Here is a 269-nt window from a genome sequence, read left to right as displayed (position 1 = left end):
ATCGCTCCGGCGCGCGCGGAGGACCAAGACACGTCCCAGCGCATCCAGGAAGAGATCTGGGCGCTGCCTACCCCGCTGCCGATGTTCGCTTATCTGGTCCGTCCGCTCGGCGATGGCCCTTTCCCACTGGTCATCATGAACCACGGCGTGTCACTGAATGCCAGGGATCGCAGCTTCTTCCCGCTGGTCGAATTTCGCGATGCCGCAATGTGGTTTGCACGGCGCGGCTATCTCGTGGTGGCGCCGGTCGGTACCGGCTATGGCGCGGC

General features: G+C 64.7%; 1 protein-coding gene. It reads left to right on the top strand.

All coding sequences use genetic code 11. The features are described 5' to 3' along the window. The coding region (locus tag RAD10_RS41955) for an alpha/beta hydrolase family protein (RefSeq protein ID WP_461622035.1) at positions 1 to 269 on the top strand (269 nt) is incomplete at its 3' end.

Source organism: Bradyrhizobium sp. 23AC, from assembly GCF_054863025.1.
Note: the sequence above shows the minus strand (reverse complement) of the source record. Positions and strands in the feature narration are given on the sequence as shown.